Genomic DNA, 24,917 nt, shown 5'->3' with positions numbered 1-24,917 from the left:
TCCTTAGTTTTGCTTTGTTTCTTTTAAATTATCACTTACTTGTTAAGTGAATGCAATAATATTTTATCAAAAAAACAGCAAAAAATACTCTATTGTGAGTATTTTTTGTAAAAATGGTTTATTGATTATTCAACTTGTGCTTTGGATAACTCTTTTTTAGTTTTAACTTTGGAACATATTACCTCGATTATTCAAGGAATAAATGACAATGTTAATGTACCTATTAGTACACAAAATGTAGTTATGGATGATACTTTGTCAGCATCATTGAATCCCGTCATATCAACAATAGATGCAACCAACATATAAATAACCGGTATTGCAGTGAAGATGATTGCAATGATTGCTGAAGGGATGAATAGTTTTGATTTTTCAACCTTAATCTTATTTGTTTTCCTATTTATAAGTGCTCCAACTATTGAAAGCACAATTACACCAAACACCAATAGTGAAGATCAGTTTGTTAGTAAATCAACAAAGTTATATAAAGAAGCTATCTCTTTAGAACCATAACTTTCATAGTTAGGAGTTGTTTTGTATGCATAAGAACCAACTACCGCAGAAATTACAAAGAACACAATTGTTAAAAGAACTAAGATTATGAAACCAGGAGTGAATCCTCTTAATGTTAATTTTTTAGTTACTTTTATATCTTTGGTTTTTCATTTTTTGAAATAATTCGAAAATATAAAATCATCTTCTTCAATGTAGTCATCATATACATTGTAAGAACCCATTGCAAAACCATTAACAATTCCAAGCACGGCCATAAATATACAAGAGTTCATTATTACTTTAAATGTTTTATTATCAAAAACATTTGCTCCACCATGTTGAGAACCAACCAATACACCTGATGTAATTAATAAATACATCGAAGTGATAGCACCAACACCAATTGCCAATGCCAATGGTAATAGTTTTGGTTTTGCCATTTCTTCTTTAATAGAAGATACGGTGTAAAATCCATCGTATGCAAAGAAGATTGCTGGAACAGATGCTACAACACCTAAATAAGGAGATAATCCAGTTAAACCTCTCACTGGTGCATCAGCAGTGGGGTGATTGTGTTCCACATTTACAAATCCCAATATTGGTATTAAAATAATAGGAAGGAATTTTAAAATTGTAAATACTCATTGAAGTTTTGTACTTGCCTTTAAATTTCAAAATGAAATTAATGAAATTCATAAGAATATAGCAAATGCTATTAATGTAACAGCTCATCAATCCATAGTTCATCCGGTTGCATCTTGCAATGCCATCACTGCATATAAAGGAATGGTTACAAATGTAATTGGGAAAAATAACAATAACATGTATCCTTTAGATCATTTGAATACGGATATTTTTGTGAACTTTTGCGCTCAACCTAAAATACCTTTATCTTTTTCTTGTGTTGATGCCACTTCGATTAAAGCTAAACCAATTGCGAGTATCCCTATAGCTGCAACGGCTCACGAAGAAATAGCAAGCCCCATATTACCGTGTGTATTATTTAAAATAGAGTTATTCTTAAAAAATATACCCGCACCAATTGCTGAACCGATTACTGTGATAATAACTGATAAGAAACCTATTTTTTTAGCGTTATTTTTTGTTTTTGTAGCCATTTTCTCTCCTTGTTTAATTTAGTAAAATAAAAGTCCACTATTAAGAGGACTTTAACCTAACCCGCTTTTATAGCGGATTAAGTAAAGTGCTCCTCGTAATTCTACGGACAAAAATAAGTATTTCTTAAGATTGCATGATATGTATATGACTATACACACATTCGGCTTTAACCCTTTCATTCATTTCGTTGAATTCCTTCTCCATGAATTACTGATGCTTCAAGCGCCTCACTGTTATTTCTAATAAATATATTTTACTATAAAAAAAATAAGAAATTGAACTTATTTTTTAGCTTTTCTATTTTTATCAACCCTACGTTCAATGTATCTTATCGTAAACATATTTACTGGCAGAGCTGTAAATATTAATGAAATAACAATCAATGCTCTACCTCATATCACGACATCCTGTGAAAGTAGTATTGACATCAACACCATTGCAACAGGCAATGTGAAGTTCATTGTATCAATTCATATCAATTGTATTCACATTAAAAATAGCGTTATTAATAATGCGTAACTAACAAATCCAATTGCTACCGCTCATAATTCTCCAGTAGTTAAAACTTGTTTTGCATTAAAATCTTTAGAAAGGAATATTCACATAACAATAGCTGGTATTAATATAAAAACTAATGTCACTAATGCTTGTGTTCAAGAACCTGTTCTTTTTTCCATAATTTCAGGATTTTTAACTGGGTTTTTTGATTCTCTTTTTGTTAATGGTTTTTTACTCATGTAATAATAATAACAAAAGAAGCCTACTTAGCTTCTTTTTCTAATAATTTTTTAAGGTATTTACCTGTTTCAGATCTTTCGTTTCTAGCGACTTGTTCTGGAGTTCCTTTGGCGATTATAGTACCACCATTAACTCCACCACCAGGTCCTAGGTCGATAACATAGTCAGCTGTTTTAATAACATCTAAGTTATGTTCAATCATCAATACAGTATCTCCGTTATCAGTTATTCTATTCAAGACCTTTAATAAGTGTCTAACATCATATGCATGTAGACCTGTTGTTGGTTCATCAAGAATAAATAATGTTTTACCTGTTGATCTTTTTTGTAAGAATGTTGCAAGTTTAATTCTTTGCGCTTCTCCACCAGAAAGTGTTGTTGCGTTTTGACCAAGAGTTATGTAATTAAGTCCAACATCCATTAAAGCACCCAGTTTAGTTCTGATTTTAACGAATGATTCGAAAAATCTATAAGCTTCAGATACACGCATATTAAGAACATCAGAAATGTTTTTACCTTTGAATTTAACTTCAAGTGTTTCTCTGTTGAATCTTTGACCAGCACAGTGATTACACTCGATGTAAACATCTGGTAAGAAGTGCATTTCTATTTTAATAGAACCATCACCCTTACATTTATCACAACGCCCACCATCTACGTTGAATGAGAATCTACTTTTTGTATATCCTCTAGCTTTTGATTCTGGCGCCATTGAATATAATTCTCTAATGTCGTCAAATAATGAAGTATATGTTGCTGGGTTAGAACGTGGAGTTCTACCGATAGGTGATTGAGAAATCTTAATAACTTTATCAATATTACCATTTCCAGTCATACTTTTATATTTACCAGGAACAATTAAAGGATCTTTAATTTTTTGTTCAATTGCTTTCGCAAGAACTTCATTAACTAATGTTGATTTACCTGAACCAGATACACCAGTTACTGCAATAAGTTTTCCTAGTGGGAATTTAACATCAATATTTTTCAAGTTGTTTTCTTTAACACCTTTTAATTCAATAACTTGACCATTACCTGAACGCCTAAAAGAAGGTACTTCTATCTTTTGTTCACCAGATAAGAATTGTCCAGTAATTGATTCTTTAACTTTAGCAACTTCTTCAGGAGTACCAACGGCGACTACATTACCACCTTGATCGCCTGCAAGTGGCCCAATGTCCACTAAATAATCTGCTGCTTTAATTGTTTCTTCATCATGTTCTACAACAATTAAAGTGTTTCCTATTTCAACCATTTTTCTTAGTGTTTTAATTAATTTATCATTATCCACTTGATGTAAACCAATAGAAGGCTCATCAAGAACATATAAAACACCTGTTAAATTAGAACCAATTTGTGTTGCTAATCTAATACGTTGAGATTCACCACCAGAAAGAGTTTCAGCTTTCCTATCAAGAGAAATATATGTTAGACCTACATTTAATAGGAATGAAAGTCTTTCATAAAGTTCATTTACAATCATTTCAGAAACTTGTTGTTGTTCTTCATTTAATGAAAGATTTGTAATCTTATCAAATGATTGATCAATTGGTAGTTTTGTAAAATCATAAATTGTCATGTCATCTATTTTCATAGATAAAGCAAATTTGTTTAAACGCGAACCCTTACATGCTTCACATTTAACATCAGTCATATATGATTTGTATCATTTTCTAATTTGTTCTGATTTCGTTTCAATATATCTTCTTTCAATTAATGTTGCAACACCTTCAATGTATTCATTCTTTTTGTATTCATTACCATTCTTTGAAGTTATTGTATATTCAATAGGTTCTGTAGAACCTTCAAGAAGTATTTTCATTTCTTCTTTTTCAAGGTTTTCAATAGGAATATCAGCATTAATATTGTAATGCTCTAATAAGATATTGAATTTTTGTCATTCTAAGTTCTCTGAACCAACTAAGTTTGCAAAGTAAGCAATCCCACCTTCAGAAATAGCTCTTTTCTTATCTGGAATCAATAATCTTTTATCGACTTTTAATTTGATACCAATACCTTTACAAGATTCACACATACCTGCTGGTGAGTTAAAAGAAAATAATCTTGGTTCAATCAATGGCATATCGAAATCACCTTCTGGACATGAGAAGTTTCTTGAAAATGAAATTTTTTCTCCACCATCAACTGTAATTTCAATTAATCCTTTTGCATGTTCTAATGCAACTTCAACCGCATCAGAAACTCTAGAACGATTTTCTTCATCTAAAGTAATACGGTCAACAACGATAGAAATTGAGTGTTGTTTAGTTTTTGATAATTCAATATCGTCATCTAACCTCATGATTTTCCCATCAACTTCAACACGAATGAAACCATCAGATCTAAGTGATTCTAATAGATTCATATGTGTTCCTTTTTCTTTTTGAACAACCGGAGAAAGAATAACAAGTTTTGAACCTTCTTTATATTTAAAGATTGTATTGATTATGTCTTGAGTTCTTTGTGCTGAAATTGGTTTCTTATGTCTAGGACAGTAAGGTGTTCCAATTCTTGCATATAAAAGACGAAGATAATCATAAATTTCGGTTACAGTACCAACAGTTGATCTTGGATTATTGTGTGTTGTTTTTTGTTCTATTGAAATGGCTGGTGAAAGCCCTTCAATTGATTCAACATCAGGTTTCTTTGTACCACCCAAGAATTGTCTAGCGTATGATGATAGTGAATCAACATATCTTCTTCTTCCTTCTTCATAAATTGTATTAAAAGCAAGAGATGATTTTCCTGAACCGGATACACCAGTAAAAACGATTAATTTGTTTTTTGGTAATTCAATATCTACATTATTTAGGTTATTTTCTTTTGCGCCTTTAATTTTTATTGTTTTTATATCCATATTACTCCTCCTGCATTTCTATTATTAAATCTCTTAATCTTGCCGCTTTTTCAAATTCTAATGATTTTGAAGCTTTCAACATTTGATCACGAAGATCGTTAATGATTTCTTTTTTAGCTTTTTCGTTATTTCCTTTTTTGTTGTAAAGATCAACAGCTCCTGTAATCTCATTATCATTTAGAGGATCTGCAATCTCTTTGATAATAGTTGTTGGGGTGATTCCATGTTCTTTATTATATTCATCTTGGATTTGACGACGTCTTCTTGTTTCATCAATTGCAATTTCCATTGAATTCGATATTTTATTAGCATAGAATATTACTTTACCATTAGAGTTTCTGGCTGCACGCCCTGCAATTTGAATCAATGATTTTGAAGTACGCATAAATGATTCAATATCAGCATCAATAACAAGTATTAATGAAACCTCAGGGATATCAATACCCTCTCTTAGCAAGTTAATACCAACAACAACTTCATAAATACCTTTACGAAGTTTACGAAGAACTTCAGCTCTTTCAAATGTTTTCAGTTCGTTGTGGATGTATGCTGTTTTAATTCCTTTTTCTTGGAAATAACGTGTTAATTCTTCAGCCATTCTAATTGTTGTAGTAAGAACAAATGTTCTTTCATTATTTTTAATTTGACCTTTTATTCTGTCATACATATCTTCAATTTGACCTTCTTTAGGAACAACTTCAATAATTGGATCCAATAATCCTGTAGGTCTAATGATTTGTTCAACAACAACACCTTCAGCTTTGTCTATTTCATATTCATTAGGTGTTGCTGAAACATAAATCTTTTGATGAGGTAGACTTTCAAACTCTTCAAAGTTTAACGGTCTGTTTTCCATTGCTGATGGCAATCTAAATCCATAATCGATTAATGTTGCTTTTCTTGAACGGTCAGCTTTAAACATACCTTTAACTTGAGGTATCATCATATGCGATTCATCAATAACTATAATTGTATCTTTTGGTATGTAATCAAAAATTGTATATGGTGTTTGACCATACTCACGACCATCCATATATAATGAATAGTTTTCAATCCCTGGACAAACCCCAAATTCTTCTAAATGTTCTAAATCTTGAAGAACTCTTTCAGATAATCTTTGTGCTTCTAATAGTTTATTTTCTTCTTCTAACTCTTTAAGTCTAACTTTTAATTCAGCTCTAATTTTTACAGTAGCCTCTTTAACAGTTTCTTGCCTTGTTGTATATGAATCAGCTGGAAATAAAAGAACTCTATTTACAACTTTATTAACTTTTCCTGAAAGTGAATCAACATATGCTATTTCTTCAATTTCATCACCAAATATATCTAATCTTATAATGTATTCATCTGTTCATCCTGGAGCAATTTCTATAACATCACCCTTTGCTCTAAAGTTACCAGGTCTTAATTCAACATTATTTCTTTTGTAATTCCTTGCAACAAGATTTCTAAGTAAATCTTTTCTAGGGACAACGTCACCTGTTGTGATTACGTAAAACATTTCTTTATATTCTTGAGGATTTAAAGCACCATAAATAGAAGCGACAGAAGCAACAACGATTGTTCCTCTATCACTTAATAATGAATTAAGAGTTGCCATTCTCATCATGTCTAAGTCTCAGTTTGATTTAGATGTTTTATCGATATATGTATCTGTTCCAGGTTTATACGCTTCTGGACGATAGTAATCGAAGTGTGAAACAAAATATTCTACCTTGTTTTCAGGGAAGAATGTCTTTACTTCTGAATAAAGTTGAGCTGCTAATGTTTTGTTATGCGAAAGAATTATTGCTGGTCTATTAACTTGTGCTAAAACATTTGCAATTGTAAATGTTTTACCAGATCCAGTAACCCCAAGTAAAACTTGTGAATCATCACCATTATTAAGGCCGGCCACTAAACGTTTAATTGCTTTTCCTTGATCACCTGCTGGTGAATATTCTGATTCTAATTTTAAAGCCATTATGACCCCCTTTTTTTAAATTAGTTAAATTATGTTAACTATTATGTAATTCTACTCCATTATTAGCACTTTCAGTATAAAAAAATAGTTATTTCATCTTTTTCTTGATATTTTGAGCTATTGTTGATGAAACAACTTTTTCCAACTCTTCTTGAGATGCGTTGTAAATATTTGCATATGTCTCAAAAACTTTCAATAATCTTTGTAGTGTTTTTGGTCCTACACCAGGTATAGTTTCCAACGAACCTTCTAGTGTTCCTTTTAGTCCTCTACTCCTATGTTGCACTTTTGCAAATCTATCCACTTCTGCTTGCATAGATCTTAAAAAGTTTAATAAGGTTGAGTCATTTATTTGAACTTCTTCTCCTTGTAAGTTTATTAAACTTCTTGTGATGTGTTTATCATTTTTAACAAGACCGATAATTTTTAAGTCAACACCTAGTTTTTCAACCACTTCTTTTACTTCATTAACTTGTGCTTTACCACCATCAACGATAAATAGATTTGGAATTGGGTTTTCTTTTTTAGAAAAGTATCTTGTTGTTGTTTGTCTCATATATTCAACATCAGCTTTTCTTGATAAAGTCTCTAAATTGTACCTTTTGTATTCTGACTTTTGTTTTACACCATTTTTATAAGAAACAATTGCAGAAACAGGATTTTGATTAGCTGTATTTGAGTTGTCAATCATTAATATATGTCATGGTTTTTCGATATTTAATAAATAACCAAGTTTTTCAATTGCTCCAGAAGTTAATTCCACTTGCCTTTTGTGTTTTCTAAGTTTTTGTTCTTTGTTGTTATCGGCATTCATAACGGCAATTTTTAACATTTCTTTATATTTACCTTTTTCAGGGTAAATAGGCTTAAATGAATGGTAAAAATCATTGTTGTAAGCTTCATCCAATATAAGTTCTTTAGGTATTAAGTTGTTGTTGTAATAACTTGTAATAAATTGACGTATTGTTTCCGCTGGATCATTAATTATTTCGAGAACTTCGTTTGTCATAGAAAGTAATGAACCATTTCTATAAAACATTATTGAAACAAATAAGAAATCATCTTGTTGGGAAACACCAACAACATCTATATCTTTGTCATTATCTAATTGAACAACTTGTTTTTGATCAAAGATATTTAAAGCTTCTAAAGATTCTTTATATTCTTGAGCAATTTCAAACATTTCTTTTTCCGCAGCAGCAAACATCTTATTTGATAATTCTCTTTTATAAAAATTGTTATCTGCAGAAAGAATTTTTCTTACTTTGCTATATTTTTCTTCTCAAAATTCTTTAGATGTATCTGTAATTGGCAATCCACTTTCATACAATGCTTCTCTTTGTAATGTTTTTAGCAATTGTCTTGACTTAGATCCAACTGGCAACGGACCAAAATAGAAAGCGTTATCTTTCAAAATTCTTCTAACCATAGTAATTTTAAGATTTTTTCCAAGTTTAACTTTTATATATGGATATCTTTTGTCATCAATAAATTGAATATTGAAATAAGGTGCATGTTCTTTAATTAAATTTCTTTCTAAGATTAATGCTTCTTTTTCATTTTCAGTTATTATCAAATCATATGATTCAGCTTCTTGAATCATTTTGTGTGTTTTAAATGAATTGATAGAACCTTTTTTGTATTGATTAATTCTTACTTTAAGATTCTTTGCTTTACCTACGTAAATTACTTTATCTAGTTTATCTTTATAAAGGTAAACTCCTGGTTTCTTTGGTATATCTTCAATGTTTCAGTTTGTCATATTAAAATTATATATTGTTTAGCTTATATATGGGTATTAGCCGCTACAAACAAACAACCCCTTTCGTTGTTTATTAAAAGAAATAAACACCACATTATTCTGGTGCTTATTTCTTTTATCTTTTATTTTGGTAAAAAAAACATCCGTAAGGATGATATGGTACGCCCTAGAAGATTCGAACTTCTGACCCAATGGTTAAAAGCCATTTGCTCTACCAACTGAGCTAAGGGCGCGTATGGTGCCCGGGACTGGACTTGAACCAGCACAGTATTGCTACCGGGGGATTTTAAGTCCCCTGCGTCTACCAATTTCGCCACCTGGGCAGGTGTTTACTTTGTTGCTTTATTATTTTATCAAAAAAAATAGCATTTGTTGCTATTTTGTTATTATTTTATTCTTTGGAATAGAACTTCACCTTTTTTAACCATTATTTTATCGAATTTTTTGAAGTTAGTTATTTCATCTAATGATAAGTTTTTAACTTGTAATTGCTCCATAGCTAACGCTGTTTTATTTGGGATAACTACTGAAAGATAAGTTGTAACAGCATAAATACCATTTAATAATATATTCAATACTTGTGCTAATCTTTCTTTATCTTCTTTTAAAGTTCAAGGTTGTGTTTTATCGATGTAACCATTTAAGGCTTTTGAAAGTTTTGTCGCCACTTCAAAAGCTTTATTAATTGAGAAGTCATCAAAATGTTTTGTATATTTCTCTTTTGAAGAAATAATTTCTTCCATTATTTCTTTATCAAATTCATTTTCTGTTTCTGTAAATTGAATTGGTTTATCAAATGATTGAAGTGTCATTGCGATTGTTCTTGAAAGTAAGTTACCATAATTATTTGCTAATGCTGAGTTGTATGTATTTTTCAACATCTCTTTATCAAATACACCATCTTGACCCATTGATATTTGTGATGCAAAGAAATATTTTAATGTTTCAGCACCAAATTCTTCAATTAATTCAATAGGATCAATTACATTTCCTTTTGATTTAGACATTTTTCCTTCTGGTGTAATGATTCATCCATGAGAAAGAATGGTTGTTGGTTGAGGTAGATTTAAAGCTTTAAGTATAATTGGTCAATAAATACAGTGGAAACGAGTAATCTCTTTACCAACTAAATGAACTTTCTCATCACCATTAACTCAATACTTTTGATAATCTGCATCATCTTCTGTTTTATAACCTAAAGTATTGATGTAGTTAGTAAGAGCATCTAGTCATACATATACCACGTGTTTTGGATCTTCCGTTACAGGAACACCTCACGTAAATGAAGTTCTTGTTATTGATAAATCTTCTAAACCTTTTTTCAAGAAGTTTTCTCTAAGTTCTTTTATGATTTTATCTGGTCTAACGAAATTAACTTTATTGAATTCTTCATCTAATCAATCCGCAAATTTTGACATTCTTAAGAAATATGATTCTTCTTCCACTTCTTCAAGTTTATGTCCAGATGTTGGGTGGTAATATTCACCATCTTTTTCTTCTGCTTGTGTTACAGTAAAGAATTCTTCATCTTGAACTGAATATAAACCTTTGTATGAACCTTTATAAATAACATCATTACTTAATAATTCAGAGAATATCTTTTGAACTGAAGCTTCGTGTGAAGGTCTTGTTGTTCTTGAATAATAATCATAGTCAATTCCTAATTCATTTCATAGATTTTTGAATAACTCAGTCATTCCATTTACGTATTCTAATTCAGAGATATTTGCTTCTTGTGCTTTTTGTTGAATTTTTTGTCCATGCTCATCAGCACCAGTTAATAACTTGGCATCATAACCACGTAATGTTTTGTAATTTCTTATTGTTCAAGCAAGTGTAGTTGTATAAGCGTGACCAATGTGTAATTTTCCTGATGGGTAATATATTGGTGTTGTAATATAAAATGTTTTTTTATTTTGCATTTCTGCCTCCTGATTTAATTGGTTTATAAAGTTTTTTAACTTCATCCCTATATGCATGTTCATCTTTGTTTAATGTATGTAGGTAAATGTTTGGTAAGTGGTGTGTTCCTCACCCTACTCTAAATCTTCCCTCAACAAGTACAAGGTTTGATTTCTGATCTTCCCTAGGATGTATCATTTGTATCCTCTTTGGTTCGAATCCGTATTTTCTCATCAAGGTCACAATATCAACCAATCTTTCTGTTGGTTCAACTATAGCCAAGTATCCTTTTTGATTAATGATTTTAGCCGACCCTTTAATAACATCTTCCAACGTTAATTTCAGTTCGTGAGTAGCAATCATTTTTTCTTTTGATCCTTTATTTTTTAAAGAAGCGTCAACTTTATAGAAAGGTGGATTACATACAATCGCATCATATTTTTTTCTTTGGTTTTTAGCATGATCTAAATAGAAATCATTGAAATCACCATGAATTAAATTTATTTGTTCTTCTTTCTTATTCAACTTAACATTCTTATCAGCTAACTTCAATGCTTTTTCTTGTATTTCCAAAGCATCGATTTTAATTTTTTCTGAACGTGCTGACATGAAAATTGATAATGCACCATTATTCGTTCCAATTTCTAGAATTCTTTTAACTTGTGCCGTCATAGAAACAAAATTACCTAATAGAATCGTATCAACTGAATAGTTAAACATACTTTTGTTTTGATAGACATATAGATCAGAATCGTAACCCAATGAATTTTTAACTACTTTCTCCATATTTACCTCCTTATAAAATAAAAAAGTCCCATTAGAAGGTCAACGTACCACTCCTAAAAGAACTCTTAACTCGTATGGTGAGAAACCCTTTTGACTATTTGGCTCATAACCCCCAAAATTATCGTCTTGCTATTATTTAATATATTATACTCAATTTACATGAAATGTATCTTATCTTTTAATGCTGATTTACGAACCTTAAGAGTTTCAACGTTTGCTTGTACTTCCCCAATGTGTCCCTTACCTAATAAGGCCATGTAAAGTTGTGATTTGTGGAATTTGATTTCAATCGCTTCTTTATGTTCCCCATCTATAATGCTTTTGTAAAAACTACTTTCTAAATGTTCTTCTAAAGCAAACATATTTAATTGATCGCTCAATGTTACTCCATTTGCATAAATAGATACGTCAGCAACGTGAATTGGTAAAAAGTTAACTCTATCATTCATTATTATTGTATTCTGATAATATAGGTCATAAACCTGTGGAGGTTTTTGTCTATGTACTTTACCTTGCAATGTTTTTATACCTGGTTGATTCAATATAAAACCTGAGTATTCTGAAAGTATTTCTTTTTCTTTTTGACCTGCGTTTAATCTTGGCATTTCATTTTCCAATAATTGAGTTTCTATTGTTGGTCAATATTTTGGAGTTTTTGATTTAACCTTGAATAACTCTTCCAATTTTAAACTTATATTTTCAAAAAGAACTGTAATTTCTTTGGTGATTTCAGCAAGAACTTTTTTCTTATCAACTTCATCCTTTAAAACTATTGAAAATGTTAATTCATCACGAACTAAAGAGTTAACATTATTAACTTCTTCATCACGTCAAACTGTAAACCCTTCAGTTTGAATTACTTCACCTTCTTCAGCTTCTATTTTTTTCAACATAAGCCTTCTTCAGTTTGCATAGTGAAGTGGGAAAGTGGCGATATCATATGAATCACCAAAATCAAATTTTATTTTTCTAGTAATGTTATCAATAGGTAGAAGTAAATCAGAATCTTTACGGAAAAATGCTGGTAATTCTATTTTGGTTATTGAGTATTTATTTTTAAAGTAATCAATAATTGATTCGTTAATAAATGAGATGGCTTTTAGTGTTTCTTTGAAGGAAATATTTGGTGTGTAAGTTGAGTTTATTTGCATATGCTAATATTATAAAAGAAAAAAGACCGTTAGGTCCTTTTTGTATTATTCTTGTTCCACTGTTTTTGAAACTTTTTTTCTGTTTTCATACTTTTTAAGTAATGAATTAAACATAGGGAAAGTTATGAATATAAATAACTCTACAAGGAATATAATGAATTCTGTTATTTGAATCGCTCATGAAGAGAATTCTTTTGGATGCATTATTGTATTTATAATGAAATGCTCCACCAATAAATATCCCACAACAATTGAAATACCTATAATTGCAATTCATGCAGCTATAAAGTAAACATATTTATTGATTTTCTTGGTATTGAATTCTTTTCTTTTAATAGTATATTTTAAAATTATCATTCCGTATATTATGAAGAAGAATAATGTTGGGAAGTTTGAGAATCCATTAAATAAATAATCTTTATTTATTACAATTGAAGGTATCCCAATAACCATTGTTCAGAATGAGATGGTTAAAGCAATAAATATAACTGGAATGAATTTATTTGGAACCCTAGATTCTTTAAGTTTACTCATACCGAAGAAAGTATCATTAACAGTGTTTTCTTCAAAAACAGAAACCATAGCAGCTGAAACACCATTAACAACACCTCATGTTGAAATAACAATGAAACCAAAGATTATTACCCCTATTGGTTTGATTGAACTTTTCGGTAAAACGTTTTGAATTAATTCTTGTATACTTCCTGAATTATGAATTATTGAAGAGATTGAAATTAATGTATATAAAATTATCACCAAGATCATTCCAACCAATACAATAGTAGGAACTTTTCTTTCTCCATCTTCTACTTTATTTGTTAAAGTTGTAACACTCATAAATGCATCATATGCAAATAATACAGACGGTAATGCAACGATCAATCCTTGGAAAGTAAATCTATTTGCATGGAACATATTCTCTCCACCGATATTGTTTGTCATTGGTAGTACAATACCCACGATAAACGCAAAAACTAATGGAATGAATTTTAGTATAGTTGCTATTTGTTGGAAAATACCAGATGCTTTAATACTAATAAAATTAATAGAAAGGAATGTTATTGTAAAACTTAACCCAATTAAAACATGTCCGTAAATTGGTATTGAATTTACAACTCCCATTTGCCCAAACATTGCAATTAACATTTCAGAGCCGAAAAATCCTAAAACTGAAATTAATGAACCTCAGTAGAAAAATGAGAAATTAAATTCTGTAAACTTCCCAAATTTCTTCCCAAAAAGTTTTTCTGATCAACCAGGTAATCCGGTTGTTTTTGTTTTTAATTTCATTGTTCCTATTTCTGAAAACGAAATAGCTGTTGCAGCAGCTATGATACCACCAATGATTCAAGCTAACAATCAAGAAACACCATCTCCATGAGTAGCGGCTTTCACGGAATGATTCTTGAAGAATATACCAATACCAACTACGGTACCAATCAGCATTGTTAAAGATGTGAAAAAGCCAAGTTTTTTCCCTTGTTTTATAGACATAATTTCTCCTTTCTTTTATCTTTAATAAAAACACAACCCTTCATAGGTTGTGTTTGTGATTAGTTTAATAATTACAACAACCTATAATGAAACGTTACAGGTTGCCCTGTAATTAGTTTCAAAAATAGAATGTTGTTAATTTTAAAGTTTTATTCATACTTAAATATTTATACCATTAAAATACTTTGTCAATTCATTAATTTTGTTAGTTTTTTCTCATTCGAATTCGTAATCAGTTCTTCCGAAGTGTCCAAATGCAGAAGTTTTGCTATAAATTGGAGTTTTTAATTTTAAGCTTTCGATGATTCCTCTTGGTGATAAATCAAATACTTTTTGAACCGCTTCTAAGATTTTATCTTTATCAACTTTTTCTGTTCCAAATGTATCTAATGATAATGAAACTGGTTGTTCAACACCTATTGCGTATGAAAGTTGAATTTCAGCTTTATCAGCTAATTTAGCTGCAACAATGTTTTTAGCAACTCATCTAGCAGCATAAGCAGCAGAACGGTCAACTTTTGTGTAATCCTTACCTGAGAATGCTCCACCACCATGACGACCCATTCCGCCATATGTATCAACAATTATTTTTCTTCCTGTTAATCCAGTATCTCCAATTGGACCACCAATAACGAATTTACCTGTTGGATTAACTAGTGTTTTAAAGTCTTCATTTAATTTATATTGTCTTGCAACTTCTTTCATAATGTTTTCAATAATAAATGTATGGAACATCTCTTGATCATAATCTTCAGAGTGTTGTACAGACATTAATATAGTGTCTATTATAGGTTTTTGGTTAGTGTAATCAATAGTTACTTGCGCTTTCATGTCTGAACCAGCTCATTTAAATTCATCGTTTAAACGCATTGTTTCAGCTTTTCTAACTAATGCGTGAGCAAGAGTTATAGGAAGTGGCATTAATTCTGGTGTTTCATTTGTGGCATAACCAAACATAATCCCTTGATCTCCAGCACCGATTGCTCCCTCTTCTCTATCAACACCTTGATTGATGTCAGGTGATTGTGAATTAACATTAGAAATAACTGTAAAGTCATTCTCGCTATAACCTAATTTTGAAAGAACACCTCATGCAGCTTGAATAATATCAACATATGCCTTTGTTGTAATCTCTCCACCAATAATAATAAGTCTGTTTGAAGCCATAACTTCACAAGCAACTCTAGATTCTGGATCTTGTCTTAAGCATTCATCAAGAACAGCGTCTGAAATTTGGTCACAAATTTTATCTGGGTGTCCCGCTCCTACTGATTCTGATGTAAATAATTTTTTTAACATAATAAAACTCCTTTTCTTATTACAAAGAGAGGGAGTTATTATAAAGAATATAATTTACATGTTGTCTTTCGACCTTGCTATCCACCTTCTACAAACTTTGTAGGGTTGGCTCACCTACGCTGCTAAGCTAAGTGACTCTCAATGTATTTATTTGTCTTTATTAGTATAACAACTTTTTAGGTTGTTTAAGCGATTTTTCTATTTTTTTAATATATTGTCATTATTCGAAATAAAAAACCACCCCTAAGAGTGATTTTTTAAGTAATATTATTTATTACATGTGTTTTTTAATTTCTTCACCCATCATTTCAACTTTAGGACCGATGATTACTTGGTAACCATTACCCCCAATTTTGATTGTACCCATAGCCATAGTTTTTTTGACTTGAGCATCGTTGATTAGAGAAGCATCTTTAAGTGTGAATCTTAAACGAGTTGCACATCATTCAAGTTGTTCAATGTTTTCTGATCCACCAACACCTTCAAGGATTGCTTTTGCATCTTTAGTGTATTTTGTATCACCTTCTGCAATAGGTCCCATGTCTTCTGCATCGTCTGCAGCAATTTTATTTTCACCTCTACCTGGTGCTGAAACATTAAATTTCTTAATAAGTAATGTTGCTCCAAAGAAGTAAGTAGCTGCTGCAACTCCACCAATAAGGAATAATCATGCAGGGTTGGCCATAACGGCATCAATACCTGTTTTGTTTTCTTTGATTATTTCCATTGATTTAGGAATTGATAATGCGTAATCGATTAGACCAGCTGAGAATCCGAATCCTAATTGGATACCGAATAGTCCTGTGATGAATCCGAATACACCTGTTAGAACTGCGTGCATTCCGTATAGCATTGGAGCCATAAACATGAATGAGAATTCAATTGGTTCTGTGATTCCTGTAAAGAATGAAACGATTGCTGAACCGAATAATAGTGAAGCAACACGTTTTTTCTGTACATCACCATCTGCATTAAATCAGAAGGCAATAGCTAATGCTGGAAGACCGAACATCATAATTGGGAAGAATCCTGATTGGAATGTTCCGGCTGTATTTCCTTTAGCAGCACCGTTTAGGAAGATAAAGATATCTCCGTGAACTGCTGGTGCTCCTGCAACTGCATTTGCGTGTGATCCCATTGTAAATCAGAATAGTGTATTTGGAATGTGGTGTAGTCCAAATGGAATTAATAGACGGTTAATAAATCCGTAAACACCCATAATAGCGGCATTTGATCATCTATTTTTTGCTCCATCCATTAATACATCTGAGAATTTGAAAATTACAAATCCAACTCATGGGAAGATAATTGCTCAAACCATGATTGCAAGAATACCAAAGATAAATCCTAGAACTGGGATTAATCTTCTACCTGAGAAGAATCCAAGAACTGATGGTAATTCAATACCGTTAAATTTGTTGTAAACAACAGAAACGATAATACCAACAAAAATACCATTTAGAACGTTATTTGCAAGAATTGCATCATATGCATCTTTAATAATTTTTCCGTTAGCATCTGTTGTAGCAAATAGAGTATGGAACCCTTTTGCATATGTAACATTACCTTGTGCATCTTTAAGTGCATCTTGACCGAAGTCAACTTTACCATAAATTAGGTTTACTAAGTCATGTTTACCAAATGTTCCATTTGAAGCCATTAATGACATCAAAAGAATCATTATTACAAGACCGACCATGGCTGCTTCACCACGAGAGTCTTTTGATAATCCGAATGCAATACCTACAGCAAATATAATGTGTAGGTTATTGAATACTGCGTTACCAATTGAAGTCATAATCATGTTCACAATTCTTGAGAATTCTGAAGCTGCTGGGTTAACTTCTACACCAACACGTAGCATAATAGCTGCGAATGGTAGCATGGCAATTGGGAATAATAGTGATTTACCTATCCTTTGTAGATATGGTAATACTTTTCCTTTTCTTTTTTGAGGCTTTGTTTTTGTAGCCTTTTTCTTTTTATTAAGTGCGATACTTGCCATTATTTATCACCCTTCTTTCTTTTTTCAAAAAATTTAACAAAAACTGTTGTTAATAATGCTGAGCATAAAGAAATAACAAATAATAATCCAGTAATGGCATTAGAGTCTTTACTTAGAGAACCAGGGTGTTCTTTCCCAACGGCCGCAACAATAACGAATACAAATAACATGATTAGTGTAAGAAATCAAAGTGCCACTTGTATTCAATCATTAACAGTCATGTTAGAAATGATTGATTTCATCTTTTTCATTTTTCCTCCGAATATGTCTTTTTTTAAAATAGACAAATTAATTATACACAATTTCTTCTTGTATATACAACATTAATTTATTTTATTTTTTTGCTATTTCTCTTTAAACACCACTCTTTAGGGACATATTGTATTTTTCACATAAAAAGAAAACACCACTTTTTTTGGTGTTTTCTTTTTATTTTCATTTTGTGTAATTATTTACTTAATAACTTAGCTGCAGCTTCATCGATTAAGATAGTTGCATTAGCATGTTTTTGTAAGAATGAAGCAGGAACTTCAGTTGTTACTTTACCTTCGATTAAGTCTTTAACAGCTTGAGCTTTTGATTCACCTGAAGCAATAAGAAGAATTTCTTTCGCTTTCATAATTGAACCGATACCCATTGAGATCGCTGTTTGAGGAACGTCAGCTGCTGAGTTGAAGTATCTTGCATTTGCATTAATTGTTGATTCTGTAAGAGCAACTTCAGCTGTTCCACCATTTTCTAATGAACCTGGTTCATTGAAACCGATGTGAGCGTTTTGTCCTAGTCCTAATAATTGTAAGTCAATTCCACCAGCATTTTTAATTGCTTCATCATATCTTGGACCTTCGATTGAAGCATCTGCCATACCTGAAGGTACGTGTGTATTTTCTTTATTGATGTTTACGTGATCAAATAAATTTTTGTTCATGTAAAATCTGTAAGACATTTCATGTGTTCCTTCAATGTTTGAATATTCATCTAAGTTGAATGTTGAGATTGAAGATCAATCTAAGTTTTTTTCAACTAATAATTTATATGTTACTTCAGGTGTTCCACCTGTTGCTAAACCTAAAACTGCATTTTTATTTTCATTTACTTTGTTTGCAATGATTTCAGCAGCCCTTGCTGACATTGCAGCATGGTCTTTTACTATTTCTATTTTCATTTTTTCTCCTTATATATACAATAATCTTTTATATTATAAGTTATTTTTATTAAAGAAATTACAAGAAAAGAAAAATAAAAAAACGCCATGCGTTTTTATAATTTATTTTCACCATCAACATATACTGACTCAATATCAAATGAATCAATATTCATTACAACGATATCAGCTTTATGTCCTGGTTTAATTTGTCCTATTTCTTTTTCTCAACCTAAATTAACTGCAGCATTATATGATGACATCTTAACAATATCCTCTAATTCATAACCCATGTTAACAAGATTCATGAATTGGTAGTGCATTGTAGATGCAGAACCAGCAATTGTATCTGTTCCTTTTAGTTTAATAACGGCACCCTCTTTGACGATTGGAATACCACCAGACATTGATTCACCATCTGGAAGACCTGCGGGTCTAATAGCATCAGTAACAAGAACAACTCTATCTACACCAACTGATTTAATAGTGAATCTTACGGTTGCTTCATCAACGTGAACTAGATCAGCAATTAATTCAGGCATATTTTTATCATTGTAAATAATTGCTTCTACAGCACCAGGATTTCTGTTGGCAACACCTGACATTGCATTTCATAAGTGTGTACATGTATGTCCACCAGCTTCAATAGCTTTCATTGTTTGTTCAAATGTAGCATTTGTATGACCAATAGTAGGCATGATACCTAATTTAATCATTTCTTCCGTAAATCCTTCAGGACATACTTCTGGAGCATAAGTAATCTTCTTAATTCCACCTTGTGCAGCATCTTGGTATGCTTTTAATTCTTCAACAGTTGGAGCATGTAAACATTCTGGCCTGTGAGCTCCTTTTTTCTCCATAGAGATTCATGGACCTTCAATATGGAAACCAGCGATTTTTGCACCCTTACTTTTTGCAGCAGCGTTAAATTTGAATGATTCAATGATTGTTTCAACTTCTGCAGTCATAAGTGTTGAAAGATATGTTGTTGTACCAAACTTAACTAAGTTAGCAGAAATTCTTTCTACAGCTTCTTGTGAATCCATTGCATCATCACCCATACATCCATGAACGTGAGTATTAATGAAACCTGGAACAACAATTTGTTCTGCTTTCCCTTCTTTTTCTACAATATTTTTTATTAATCCATTTTCAATTTCAATATCTGCATTTTCAATTGTAGAATTATGATTAACTATTTTTACGTTTTTTAATAACATCTTTTGCCTTCTTTCTGAATATAAGATCAATTGTATTGTTGAGCGTAACTTGATCATGTGTTCTTAGTACAAAAATTTCGTCTTCTTTTTTGAATTGGAACCCATAATCCTTGTGTCAATATTCTTCAATATCTTCAAATCTTATTTCTTTTGTTTTTTTATTTAATTCAATTATAAATCTTTTATTGGAAATTAGGAGAGAACCTGAATATCTTTCTCTAACAACTTCTTCTTCTGTTCAAAATTGTTTTTTCTTAGAAAGTCTTAAAGTAATCTCTTCCTTTTCTAAAGTGTAGAGGTATGAGACATTAAATCTTGCAACTACATCCTCATTAGAATCCAATTCATGATAAGTATCTAGAATTTTCAAAGTTCTTTCTGTAGAAAATATTCTTTCTTCAATTTTAAGAATTTCGTGTTTTTCCAATTCATTCAAACTCATTTTAGTTTTCTTTATTATCTTTTTTAATTTATCCATTGTTTCTCTAGATAAATTATTTTGTTGGTTTTCAAATCATTGTGAAACAATTCTGTGGATATATCATTCCTTTGCTTCTAAGTCTTCATTTTTAAAAATCTTTTTTATTTTAAAGTATGATAATTCTTCGATGTTTTCAGCATTAATCATCGAACGATATTTTGCTCACACTAAAGGAGCTAAAGCAATGTTGTATTTTCTTTTAAACATAGTACTTAAATTATATAGAAAAAACCACCCGGAAAAAGGTGGTTTCATTGTTTATTGCATTATTGTTTAATAATTAAAGAATTAAACGTTTCTTTTTAGGTTGTGGAAAGTTTTTTCTCCATCAAATTCAGCTGTAACACCTAATTGCTCTTCGATAGCAAGTAGTCTGTTGTATTTAGAAATTCTATCTGAACGTGACATTGAACCTGTTTTGATTTGACCTGTGTTTAGACCAACTGCTAAGTCAGCAATTGTTGTGTCTTCTGTTTCACCTGAACGGTGTGAAACTACACATGTAAATCCAGCTTTATGAGCCATTTCAATTGTATCCATTGTTTCTGATACTGAACCAATTTGGTTTAGTTTAATAAGAATTGAGTTTGATGATTCGTTTTTGATACCTTTTTTAAGAATTGAGGCATTTGTAACGTATAGATCGTCACCCATTGATTGGATTTTTGAACCTAGTTTTGAAGTGAATTTTTGGAATCCATCTCAGTCAGTTTCTGCTAGACCATCTTCAATTGAGATGATTGGGTATTTTTTAACTAGTTTACCTAGGTAAGTAACCATTTCATCTGTTGTAAATGTAACTTTTGTTTTCTTAACTGCTGCAGAAGTAAATCCTTCTTTACCAGCTTCGATAGCTGCTTTAAGTTTACCGAATGTGTAGATACCTGTTTTTTCATCGTATAGTTCTGATGAAGCAGGGTCCATAGCGATAGCAATAGCACCTTTACCTTTTGTAGCTGCTTTAAATCCAGCTGTTTCGATAGCTTTAACTAGGAAGTCAAGAGCTTCTTCGTGTGATTTAAGGTTTGGAGCGAATCCACCTTCGTCACCAACTTGTGTTCCGTGTCCAGCTTCGTGTAATAGTTTAGCTAGTGTGTGGAATGTATGGTTAGCCATTTGTAGAGCTTCTTTGAAAGTTTTAGCTCCAACTGGCATAATCATAAATTCTTGGAAATCAATTGTGTTTGTAGCGTGCTCTCCACCATTGATAACGTTTAACATTGGTACTGGAAGTTTTCTAGCGTTTGTTCCACCGATGTATTTGTATAGAGGTAAATCAAGTTCATCTGCTGCTGCTTTAAGAACTGCAAGTGATACTCCTAGGATAGCGTTAGCTCCTAATTTTGATTTGTTTTTTGTTCCATCTAATTTGATCATTGTCATATCGATTAGTCTTTGTTCTGTAACTTCGATACCTAATAATTTTGGTGCGATTGTTTTGTTAACGTTGTTAACGGCAGTCATAACACCTTTTCCACCGAATCATGCTTTTTTAAGAGCTGCTGATGCACCTTTGGCTGCACCATCTCTTAGTTCTAGAGCTTCTAGAACACCTGTTGATGCTCCTGAAGGAACCATTGCTGATCCGTATCCTCCTAGTTCTGTTGTAACTTCAACTTGAACTGTTGGGTTTCCACGTGAATCAAGAACTTCTCTTGCGTGAATGTTTGAAATTGCTGACATAAAGTCTCCTTATTTAAATATATTTTGTTTGTTTATATATAGTACTATGCATAAATATATGCACTAAAATTATACTCCAAAGTTTAAAAAAATGGTAATAAAAAATAGACCCTATGTTCTATTTTTCGTATTAATTACTTAACTTCAATTAATTTTGATTCTGTTGTAACAGCACCTTTGTTTAGAAGGATTGAAGTTTCACCTTTTGTTTCTGGTGTAACAACGATAACTGTATCTGTTGTTGGAGCATTTTTAGCAACGAAGTCTAAATCAACTTCTACTAATAGATCCCCTTGTTTAACTTTTTGTCCTTGTTTAACAGCTGGTGTGAATCCTTCACCTTTTAAGTTAACAGTATCAAGTCCGATGTGAACAAGAACTGAAACTCCATTTTTATCTGTAATTCCGTAAGCGTGTCCTGTTGGGAAAACTGTTGTAAGTGTTCCTGAAATTGGAGCGTAGAATTTACCTTCTGCTGGTGATACTACAACACCGTCTCCCATCATTTTTTCTGAAAATACACCATCTTTTAGTGATTTAAGTGTTTTTGCTTTACCTTTTACTGGTGAGTTAATTGCGCCAGAATCTTTTGACTTAGCGAATCTTGAAAATAGTCCCATGTAATTCTCCTTATTTATATATTATATTTTATAGCATTTGATTGCTAATAATATTATATAAGAAAAAGACTGAGTTTTCACTCAATCTTATCCTCGTACTTTTTAATTATTTTTTAGTTACTGGTTTTTTGGCAGCTGGTTTTTTAGTTGCAGTTGCTTTTTTAGCTGGAGCTTTTTTAGCAGCTGGTTTTTTAGTTGCAGTTGCTTTTTTAGCTGGAGCTTTTTTAACAGCTGGTTTTTTAACTTCTTCAACTTTTTTAACTTCTTCAGCCTTTGGAGCTTCTTTAGTTTCTTTTACTTCTTCAGCTTTAACTGTAGTTGTAGTTTTTGGAAGTTTCTTAACAGCGTTATGAAGTTGTTCTGCTTGTGGTCCAAAGATTGCTTGAACGTGTGTTGCAGAAGTTTTCATAATTCCAACAGCACCAACAGCTTTTAATGCAGCTTCGTCAACTTTTGATGCATCTTTAACATCAAATCTTAGACGTGTTGCACAGTTTGCTGTACCTGTAATGTTTTCTCAACCACCGTAAGCGGCCACGATTCCTTCAGCAATAGGATCTGATTGTGTGTCATCGTTACCTTTGTTTTTGAAATCAGCTTTTGAGAATAATTTTGTATTGTTACCTCTACCTGGTGTATCAAGGTTAAATTTCTTGATTGAGAAGTAGAATACTAGGAAGTAGATAGGAATGTAAATTGCACCAATAAGGAATGCTCATCAGAAGTGAGTTCCTTTCGCCATTGGTAACATACCGTAAATTACCATATCTATCATTCCACCTGAGAATGTCATACCGATGTGTGCACCAAGAATGTTCATGAACATAAATGCAAATCCAGCCATAAGTGCGTGGAATCCTCAGAATAGTGCAGGAGCTAAGAATAAGAATGTAAATTCTAGAGGTTCTGTAACACCTGTTGTGAATGATGTAAGGGCTGCTGGAAGGATTGTTCCAAGAGCCATTTTTCTATTTTCTTTAGGAGCGGCCATAACCATTGCGGCTGCTGCAGCAGGAAGAGCTAGAATCATGAATGGGAATTTCCCTTGCATGAATCTACCTAGGTTTAACCCTAGTTCATCTTTCATAAATACAAATACTGGTAAGTTATGTGCTGTACCTTTTGCATCAACGAAATCAATTGAATTGAATTTTAGACCTGACATAGCGATTCATAGTGATGAGTCACCAGCTTTTGTCCCAACAGCTTTTGTTAAATCAGCTAGTTGAGTTGCATCCATGTGATTACCAGCAGCGTTTCAATCAGCAAGAGACTGAGTGAAATCTCCACCAGCTTTTGATCATCATAGTGGTGCATAGAATACGTGGTGTAATCCAAATGGGATTAGAGAACGTTCTATGAAACCAAATACAAATGAATCTAGACCAACAGGAGCTTTACCTGAAACTTCACCAAATTTGGCTAGTCCATATCCAACTCATGGTCAGAATAGTAAGAATGTGAACACTAGAGGAATCATTAATAGAATTACTACTAGTGGTACAAATCTTTTACCTCCAAAGAATGAGATAATGTTTGGAAGTTTAATTGTGTGGAATTTATTGTAAGCTCAAGCTGTTAGAGCACCAACAAGAATTCCTCCGAATACTGAAGTTTGTAGTGATGAAACTCCAAGGTTTGATCCAACAAGTTTATCCATTGCAGAAGCTGATCTACCAGCTCCACCGAATAATACTTTTCATCCATCGTGAATCATAATTGCTTTACCAGCATCAGCATGCCCTTTAGGGTAAGTAGCACCACTTTCATGAGCAACTTCTGTGATAAATGGAGTTTGTAACATTGAGAATGTCATGTAACCTACGATTGCAGCGAAAACAGCCACACCCGCTTCTTCTGTAAATGCAACTGCGATTGCGGCTGCGAATAGAATAGGCATTGCTGAGAATACAGGGTCTCCAAGTTTTTGAACAAATTGCCCAAATACTTCTAGACCATGATTAGTTCCAGCATGAGAAGCAATAGCAGCACCAACACCTAAGAATAGTCCTGCGATAGCCATCACTGATATAGGTAGCATAAATGCACCTGATATCTTAGATAGAAACTTCTTCATTCCGCCTTTACCATTATTTACTTTTGCTTTCTTCTCTTTTGGAGAAGATTTTTTAGTAAGTGAAAAAGTCATTTTTTTCCTTTCGATTTTTATATTAAAATGTCATGATTCGAATCATTGA

At 31.9% G+C, this 24,917-nt stretch carries 18 protein-coding genes, 2 tRNA genes and 1 riboswitch; all 20 genes read right to left on the bottom strand.

Features of this window, described 5'->3' with window-relative positions:
• Positions 1 to 125: 125 nt before the first annotated feature.
• The gene (locus ACOMC1_RS01295) at positions 126 to 1,613 is read right to left on the bottom strand and encodes an APC family permease (RefSeq protein WP_420330840.1); all 1,488 of its coding nucleotides are present in this window, start codon (positions 1,611 to 1,613) and stop codon (positions 126 to 128) included.
• Positions 1,614 to 1,691: 78 nt separating this feature from the next.
• Positions 1,692 to 1,853: riboswitch (Lysine riboswitch) on the bottom strand.
• Positions 1,854 to 1,895: 42 nt separating this feature from the next.
• Complete coding sequence (locus tag ACOMC1_RS01290) at positions 1,896 to 2,351, bottom strand: MAG3450 family membrane protein (protein ID WP_420330839.1); 456 nt, start codon at positions 2,349 to 2,351, stop codon at positions 1,896 to 1,898.
• A 23-nt stretch (positions 2,352 to 2,374) separates the two neighbouring features.
• Positions 2,375 to 5,209 (bottom strand): excinuclease ABC subunit UvrA, encoded by a 2,835-nt coding sequence (gene uvrA / locus ACOMC1_RS01285; protein WP_420330838.1) that lies wholly within the window; start codon positions 5,207 to 5,209, stop codon positions 2,375 to 2,377.
• A gap of 1 nt (position 5,210) precedes the next feature.
• The gene (gene uvrB / locus ACOMC1_RS01280; RefSeq protein WP_420330837.1) at positions 5,211 to 7,172 is read right to left on the bottom strand and encodes an excinuclease ABC subunit UvrB; all 1,962 of its coding nucleotides are present in this window, start codon (positions 7,170 to 7,172) and stop codon (positions 5,211 to 5,213) included.
• Between the two features lie 88 nt (positions 7,173 to 7,260).
• The gene (locus tag ACOMC1_RS01275) at positions 7,261 to 8,934 is read right to left on the bottom strand and encodes an excinuclease ABC subunit UvrC (RefSeq protein ID WP_420330836.1); all 1,674 of its coding nucleotides are present in this window, start codon (positions 8,932 to 8,934) and stop codon (positions 7,261 to 7,263) included.
• A 157-nt stretch (positions 8,935 to 9,091) separates the two neighbouring features.
• Positions 9,092 to 9,167, bottom strand: a tRNA-Lys gene (locus tag ACOMC1_RS01270).
• Positions 9,168 to 9,170: 3 nt separating this feature from the next.
• Positions 9,171 to 9,257, bottom strand: a tRNA-Leu gene (locus tag ACOMC1_RS01265).
• Between the two features lie 63 nt (positions 9,258 to 9,320).
• On the bottom strand, positions 9,321 to 10,856 hold the full coding sequence (gene metG / locus ACOMC1_RS01260; RefSeq protein ID WP_420330835.1) for a methionine--tRNA ligase: 1,536 nt from the start codon (positions 10,854 to 10,856) through the stop codon (positions 9,321 to 9,323).
• Entirely contained in the window at positions 10,846 to 11,622 is a 777-nt protein-coding gene (locus ACOMC1_RS01255) for a tRNA1(Val) (adenine(37)-N6)-methyltransferase (RefSeq protein ID WP_420330834.1), read from the bottom strand. The genes metG and ACOMC1_RS01255 overlap by 11 nt, the downstream gene beginning before the upstream one ends.
• 155 nt (positions 11,623 to 11,777) lie before the next feature.
• Positions 11,778 to 12,773 carry a hypothetical protein gene (locus tag ACOMC1_RS01250; RefSeq protein WP_420330833.1) on the bottom strand — a complete coding sequence of 332 codons (996 nt, stop codon included), beginning with the start codon at positions 12,771 to 12,773 and terminating at the stop codon, positions 11,778 to 11,780.
• Positions 12,774 to 12,818: 45 nt separating this feature from the next.
• The gene (locus ACOMC1_RS01245) at positions 12,819 to 14,267 is read right to left on the bottom strand and encodes an APC family permease (RefSeq protein ID WP_420330832.1); all 1,449 of its coding nucleotides are present in this window, start codon (positions 14,265 to 14,267) and stop codon (positions 12,819 to 12,821) included.
• Positions 14,268 to 14,426: 159 nt separating this feature from the next.
• Positions 14,427 to 15,566, bottom strand: coding sequence for a methionine adenosyltransferase (metK, locus tag ACOMC1_RS01240; protein WP_420330831.1), 1,140 nt, complete (start codon positions 15,564 to 15,566; stop codon positions 14,427 to 14,429).
• A 274-nt stretch (positions 15,567 to 15,840) separates the two neighbouring features.
• On the bottom strand, positions 15,841 to 17,571 hold the full coding sequence (locus tag ACOMC1_RS01235) for a PTS transporter subunit EIIC (RefSeq protein WP_420330830.1): 1,731 nt from the start codon (positions 17,569 to 17,571) through the stop codon (positions 15,841 to 15,843).
• Positions 17,571 to 17,822 carry a hypothetical protein gene (locus ACOMC1_RS01230; RefSeq protein ID WP_420330829.1) on the bottom strand — a complete coding sequence of 84 codons (252 nt, stop codon included), beginning with the start codon at positions 17,820 to 17,822 and terminating at the stop codon, positions 17,571 to 17,573. Before ACOMC1_RS01230 ends, ACOMC1_RS01235 begins: the two co-directional genes overlap by 1 nt.
• Before the next feature lie 197 nt (positions 17,823 to 18,019).
• Complete coding sequence (gene nagB, locus ACOMC1_RS01225) at positions 18,020 to 18,736, bottom strand: glucosamine-6-phosphate deaminase (protein WP_420330828.1); 717 nt, start codon at positions 18,734 to 18,736, stop codon at positions 18,020 to 18,022.
• A 95-nt stretch (positions 18,737 to 18,831) separates the two neighbouring features.
• The gene (nagA, locus tag ACOMC1_RS01220) at positions 18,832 to 19,935 is read right to left on the bottom strand and encodes an N-acetylglucosamine-6-phosphate deacetylase (RefSeq protein ID WP_420330827.1); all 1,104 of its coding nucleotides are present in this window, start codon (positions 19,933 to 19,935) and stop codon (positions 18,832 to 18,834) included.
• Entirely contained in the window at positions 19,907 to 20,623 is a 717-nt protein-coding gene (locus ACOMC1_RS01215) for a hypothetical protein (RefSeq protein ID WP_420330826.1), read from the bottom strand. The genes nagA and ACOMC1_RS01215 overlap by 29 nt, the downstream gene beginning before the upstream one ends.
• Positions 20,624 to 20,704: 81 nt before the next feature.
• The gene (gene eno / locus ACOMC1_RS01210; RefSeq protein ID WP_420330825.1) at positions 20,705 to 22,099 is read right to left on the bottom strand and encodes a phosphopyruvate hydratase; all 1,395 of its coding nucleotides are present in this window, start codon (positions 22,097 to 22,099) and stop codon (positions 20,705 to 20,707) included.
• A gap of 134 nt (positions 22,100 to 22,233) precedes the next feature.
• Positions 22,234 to 22,719: a PTS sugar transporter subunit IIA gene (locus ACOMC1_RS01205; protein WP_420330824.1), complete on the bottom strand. Its 486-nt coding sequence runs from the start codon at positions 22,717 to 22,719 to the stop codon at positions 22,234 to 22,236.
• 106 nt (positions 22,720 to 22,825) lie between these two features.
• Entirely contained in the window at positions 22,826 to 24,868 is a 2,043-nt protein-coding gene (locus ACOMC1_RS01200; protein ID WP_420330823.1) for a PTS transporter subunit EIIC, read from the bottom strand.
• Between the last annotated feature and the right edge of the window lie 49 nt (positions 24,869 to 24,917).

This window comes from Mycoplasma todarodis, from assembly GCF_965212735.1.
In the GTDB taxonomy this organism is placed as follows: domain Bacteria; phylum Bacillota_I; class Bacilli_A; order Mycoplasmatales; family Metamycoplasmataceae; genus Mycoplasma_K; species Mycoplasma_K todarodis_A.
Note: the sequence above shows the minus strand (reverse complement) of the source record. Positions and strands in the feature narration are given on the sequence as shown.